Genomic DNA, 5,757 nt, shown 5'->3' on the forward strand with positions numbered 1-5,757 from the left:
GCGTCAGGATCGGCATGCCGAAAATGGAATGGACGACCACCAGGCCGCTGAGGCTGCCATAGAGGCCGATCTCGCGCAGGATGATGACGATCGGATAGATCATCACCTGGTAGGGAATGAAGGCGCCGACGATCAGGATGATGAAAAACGTATCGGCGCCCTTGAAGCGCCAATTGGCCAGCGCGTAACCGTTCACCGAGGCGATGGCGATCGACAGCAGCACCGACGGCACGGTGATGCGCACCGAATTCCAGAAGCCGCGCGAAAGCCCGTCGCAGTTGAGGCCGGTGCAGGCCGTCGACCACGCCTTGACCCACGGCTCGAAGGTGATCTCGAGCGGCGGCGAAAAGATGTTGCCGAGCCGTATCTCGGGCATTCCCTTGAGCGAGGTGACGACCATCACGTAGAGCGGCAGAAGGTAGTAGACCGCCATCACGATCAGCGTGCCATAGAGGAAGATGTTGCGGCGCGAGAAGGTGTGCCGCGGCCGCGGCCCGCGCGGCCCGGACGCATCGAGCCTGTTGGCGTTGGCGGCAATGGAAACGGCTTGCTCAGACACGCTTCCTGCCTCCGAATTCGAGATAGGCCCACGGCACGATGACGATCACCACCGAGAGCAGCATCATGGTCGAGGCAGCAAAACCCTGGCCGAGATTCTGGGCGAAGAACATGTAGTCGTAGACGTATTTGGCCGGCACTTCGGAAGCGATGCCCGGGCCGCCGCTGGTCTGGGCCACGACGAGGTCATAGACCTTGACGATGCCCGACGCGATGATGACCAGCGTGGTGATGAAGACCGGCCGCATCATCGGGATGACGATGAACAGATAGGTCTTCCACATCGGTATCCCATCCACTCGCGCTGCCTTCCAGATATCCTCGTCGATGCCGCGCAGGCCGGCCAGCATCAGGCACATGATGAGCCCAGTGCCCTGCCACAGTGCCGCGATCGATATGCCGTAGATGACGATACTGGAATTGTAGAGCGGGTCGAAGCTGAAGCTCGTCCAGCCGAGGTCCCGCACCACGTGCTGGACGCCGAAATCGGGATTGAGCAGCCATTGCCAGACCAGGCCGGTGACGATGAAGGAAAGCGCGAACGGATAGAGGAAGATGGTGCGGAACGTGTCCTCGAAGCGGATCTTCTGGTCGAGCAGCGCAGCAAGCAGGAAGCCGATGACCAGCGAGAACACCAGCGAGATCACGCCGTAGATCAACAGATTCTCGATCGAGATCAGCCAGCGCGGCGTCGCCCACAGCCGGTAATACTGGTCGAGCCCGACGAAATTCAGCCGCGGCAAGAGCTTCGAATTGGTGAAGGAATAGAGCACCGTCCAAACGGTGCCGCCGACGAAAACCACCACTGCGGTGAGGATCATCGGAATCGAGGCGACCTTCGCATTGAGGTTGCGGAACAGCGGATTGGGACGTTCGCTCTTGCTCATCTCGTCAGCCGGGCTGGGTAAGGGCATTGTGCTCCCGGCCTTGCATTCGCAAGGCCGGGAGCGAGGTGGGTTGCCTCCAACGTCAGTCCGCCGAAGCGATGAGGTCGGCGAAGCGCTTCTGCGCCTCTTCGACGGTCAGCTCCGGCTTGGCGAAGAACTCGGCGAAGAGATCTTCCTTCTGCTTCTGGGTGTCCTGCGAAAGCAGCTGGTCCGTCCACGGTATGACGGCGCCCTTGGCGAGGATGGCGAGGCCCTTCTTCATGCAGTCGTTCGCCGCATTGAGATCGACGTCGCCGCGCACCGGCAGGGAACCCTTCTTGAGGTTGAAGGCGACCTGCGTCTTGGGATCGAGCAGCGTCTCGGCCAGCACATCCTGCGCCTTGGACTTTTCGGCATCCTTGAGCACCGGGAAGTAGAAAGCGTCGCCGCCGGTGGCGATGACTTCGTTAAGCCCAAGGCCTGGCAGGCAGGTATAGTCCTTGCCGGCGGTCTTGCCGGCAACCTGGAACTCGCCTTGCGCCCAGTCGCCCATGATCTGGCCGCCGGCCTTGCCGGTGATGACCAGGTTGGTCGCCTGGTTCCAGTCCTGCACATTGGTGTTCTTCGCCATCTTGCGGGCATCGTCCGCGGCCTTGAAGACCTTGGCGACTTCGGGCCCGGCGGCGAACTTGGCATCCTTGTCCTTGTAGACCTTGAGGAACGTATCCGTGCCGCCCACTGCCGCAAGCAGCACGTCGAAGGCGCCGGAGGACTGCCAGGCCTGTCCGCCGACGGCGAGCGGGATGATGCCGGCCTTTTCCAGCGCGGGCGCTGCCGCGACGAATTCATTCCAGTCCTTCGGCATCGGCACGCCGGCCTTCTCGAAGGCCTCGTTGGACAGCCACAGCCACTGCCAGGAATGGATGTTGACGGGCACGCAATAGATCTTGCCGTCGATGGTGCAGCTGTCGAGCAGGCTCTTCGGCCGGACGACTTCCGTCCACTTACCCTTGGTGGCGACGTCGGTGAGATCGCGCATCAGGCCGGCCTGCACCAGCTCTTCCGCCTGCCGGCCATGGTTGAATTGCGTGGCGCCCATCGGATCGCCACCGGTGATGCGACTGATCATGATCGGCCGCGCCGTGCCGCCGGAACCGGCAATGGCGCCGTCCACCCAATGATTGCCGGTCGCATCGAATGCCTTGGCAAGTTCCGCAACCGCCGCCGCCTCGCCGCCCGACGTCCACCAATGGGTGACTTCCAGGTCCGTCGCGGCGGCCGGACCGGCAAATTGCAGCGCAACCGTCGCTGCCAGCGCAGCGGTCAAAAGTTTGTATCGCATTTCGGCTCCTCCCAGAATCTGAAACGTTACAGATTTTCGATACGGCAATTGCGTGGGCTGCGCAACCCCTTGGGCAAAGGCGGTCCGATATTTTTTCGAGGCGCGAACAAATTCCTTGCGCGAGAACCAGCAAGCACGGCACGGACATCGTTGTTGCGATGCAAAATCATGCTGCAGCGCAAGAAATCCGCTAAAGCCGCGTTTTGGTCGCGCGGCCCTGCTGGCCGCGGAAAACCTTGCCAAAACCACGGGCTGAGAGGCTTCGCGGTGGTGATATTGGCAATCTGTAACGTTTCAGAATATTGAGACTTTGCCGGGGCTAGAGCGCATATCGTATTGCAATGGCGGCGATTGCCGACCCGGCCTGCGACTGCTATGCGCCTGACGGGCGGGACGAATGGACAGACAGCGTACGGACAAGAACGAGGAGACCTCGGCGCAAAGGCGGCCGACGTTGAAGACGCTCGCCTTCATGACCGGGCTCGGCGTCACCACCGTGTCGCGGGCCTTGAAGGATGCTCCGGAAATCGGTGCCGAAACCAGGCGCCGTGTCCAGCTCGTCGCCAAGCAGATCGGCTACCGGCCGAACCGCGCCGGCGTACGCCTGCGCACAGGCAGAACCAATGTCATCAGCCTCGTGCTCAACACCGATCGCGAGATCATGAGCTTCGTCTCTGACATCATCTACGGCGTTTCGGAAGTGCTCGCCGAAACGCCCTATCATCTGATCGTCACGCCCTATTCCCGTTCTCAGGATCCGATGGAGCCGATCCGCTATCTCGTCGAGACCGGCTCGGCCGACGGCGTCATCATCTCGCGCACCCAGCCGAACGATCCGCGTGCCCGCTACATGCTGGAGCACGGCATGCCTTTTGCCACGCATGGCCGCACCGACATGGGTCTCGTCCACCCCTACCATGACTTCGACAACCATGCTTTCGCGATGGAAGCCGTGCGCCGGTTGGCGAGCATGGGCCGGCGCAGGCTGGCGCTTCTGTCGCCGCCGCCCGGGCTGACCTATTACGGCCATACGCTGAACGGCTTTGCCGATGCGCTTAGCGAGGTCGGCGCCAGCGAAATCCCGTTCAACACTGTTTCGATCGACCATACGATCGAGCAGATCAGGATGAGGACCGCGCAGGTGATGCGCCGCGACGTCAGGCCGGACGGCTTCGTCAGCAGCGCTGCCGCAGCGACACTGGCCATCGTTGCCGGCATCGAGGATGCCGGCCTCAAGCTCGGCCGCGACGTCGACGTGGTGTCCAAGCAGTCGTCGGACCTGCTGCACCTGTTCCGGCCGGAATTGCTGGTCGTCAACGAGAACTTCCGGCTGGCCGGCTCCGAGCTTGCCCGTTCCGTACTCGGCTGGATCGGCGGCGCCGCGCCGGGCTCGTTGCAGAGCCTGGTCGTGGCCAGCAGCGTCCAGGCACTAAACCAGCCAGTGCCCGCTTAAAGCATGGCTTATGGGCTGGCTCTACTAGCCAGCCGCACCACTGCCCCACGGTCCGTGAAATGCACCCTGTCCATCGATGCGTTCGAAACCGTGCGCGCCGAAGAAGTCACGCTGCGCCTGGATCAGGTTCGAAGTGCCGCGGCCCTGGCGGTAACTGTCGAAATAGGCCAGTGCGGAAGACAGCGCCGGTACCGGCGAGCCGGCCTCCGCTGCCCTCGCCACGATGCGCCGCAGCGACGGATGCGCCTCCTGCATCAACGCGATAAAGGCCGGCGCCATCAGAAGGTTGGTCGAGGCACCGCCCTTGCTGAAGGCCTCCGCCATGGTGTCGAGCATTTGCGAGCGGATGATGCAGCCGGCGCGCCAGATCCTGGCGATGGTCGGCATTGGCAGGTTCCAGTTGAACTCCTTGGAGGCGCCGCTCATCACCGCAAACCCTTGAGCGTAGGCGGCGATCTTGCCGGCGAACAGCGCCAGTTCGAGGTCTTTCAACAAGGCGTCCTTGTCACCGGAAATCTTGGTCACGCCGATGTTGCCATAGGCCTTTTCTGCGGCCAGCCGCTCATCCTTGATCGACGACAGAACGCGCGCCGCCACCGCCGCCTCGATCGCGGTGGCCGGAATGCCGAGCTGCTGCGCCTCGATGACCGACCATTTGCCGGTGCCCTTCTGGCCGGCGCGGTCAAGGATGATGTCGACCACCGGCTTGCCGGTCTTCGGATCGTCTGATGCCAGCACCTTGGCGGTGATCTCGATCAGATAGGAGTTGAGCCGGCCCTTGTTCCAATTGGAAAACACCGTGCCGATCTCTTTCGGTCCCATGCCTAGCCCGTCGCGCAGGATGCCGTAGATCTCGGCGATCATCTGCATGTCGGCATATTCGATGCCATTGTGGATGGTCTTGACGAAATGGCCGGCGCCATCGGTACCGAGCCACGCCGCGCAGGGTTCGTCCTTGAACTTGGCTGAGATGGCGGTCAGCACCTTCTCGACGCGCTTCCAGCTCTCCTCTGTACCGCCGACCATGATCGATGGTCCGTGGCGCGCACCTTCCTCGCCACCGGACACGCCCATGCCGATAAAGGTGAGACCCGAGCCGGAAAGCTCGGAGAAGCGCCGCATCGTGTCGCGGAAATTGGCGTTGCCGGCATCGATGACAATGTCGTTGGCCGAAAGCACGCCGCGCAGAGCCGCGATCTGCTCATCGACCGGCTTGCCGGCCAGCACCATGATGATGATCGGACGCGGCGGCCGGATCGCGGCGGCGAGCTCTTCCAGGCTGTAGCACGGTACGACCATGTCCTTCAGCGCGCCGGCATTCTCGACGAAAGCGTCGGTGCGCGCCCTGGTGCGGTTGAAGACGGCGATGCGATGCCCATGCTCGGCGATGTTGAGCGCAAGGTTGGAGCCCATCGTGCCAAGGCCGATCAGGCCGATTTCGGCTTTTTCCATCGTTTCTTCCCTGCTTTCGGATCTTGTTGGTTGGAGCCCGCGATGTGCGGGATCCCATTCTTCGCGGGATGATTGACGGGCCTTTC

5 protein-coding genes are annotated in these 5,757 nt (G+C 62.5%); 1 reads left to right on the plus strand and 4 read right to left on the minus strand.

Annotation, left to right across the window (positions count from 1 at the left end; all coding sequences use genetic code 11):
• From EN935_RS19530 to EN935_RS19540, 3 genes are all read right to left on the minus strand, one after another.
• Positions 1–559, minus strand: a 559-nt coding sequence (locus tag EN935_RS19530; protein ID WP_164771209.1) for a carbohydrate ABC transporter permease, incomplete at its 3' end; no start/stop codon positions are given.
• Positions 552–1,445 (minus strand): sugar ABC transporter permease, encoded by an 894-nt coding sequence (locus EN935_RS19535; RefSeq protein ID WP_126070567.1) that lies wholly within the window; start codon positions 1,443–1,445, stop codon positions 552–554. The genes EN935_RS19535 and EN935_RS19530, both read right to left, overlap by 8 nt.
• 82 nt (positions 1,446–1,527) lie before the next feature.
• Positions 1,528–2,766 (minus strand): ABC transporter substrate-binding protein, encoded by a 1,239-nt coding sequence (locus EN935_RS19540; RefSeq protein ID WP_126070568.1) that lies wholly within the window; start codon positions 2,764–2,766, stop codon positions 1,528–1,530.
• Positions 2,767–3,163: 397 nt separating this feature from the next.
• On the opposite strand from EN935_RS19540, the gene EN935_RS19545 reads away from it, so the two are divergent.
• On the plus strand, positions 3,164–4,219 hold the full coding sequence (locus EN935_RS19545) for a LacI family transcriptional regulator (RefSeq protein ID WP_127265793.1): 1,056 nt from the start codon (positions 3,164–3,166) through the stop codon (positions 4,217–4,219).
• Between the two features lie 24 nt (positions 4,220–4,243).
• On the opposite strand, the gene gndA is transcribed toward EN935_RS19545, so the two are convergent.
• Positions 4,244–5,671 (minus strand): NADP-dependent phosphogluconate dehydrogenase, encoded by a 1,428-nt coding sequence (gene gndA, locus EN935_RS19550; RefSeq protein WP_127265794.1) that lies wholly within the window; start codon positions 5,669–5,671, stop codon positions 4,244–4,246.
• Positions 5,672–5,757: the final 86 nt, after the last annotated feature.

The sequence above is a fragment of the Mesorhizobium sp. M7D.F.Ca.US.004.03.1.1 genome (genome assembly GCF_003998635.1).
Classification (GTDB): domain Bacteria; phylum Pseudomonadota; class Alphaproteobacteria; order Rhizobiales; family Rhizobiaceae; genus Mesorhizobium; species Mesorhizobium loti.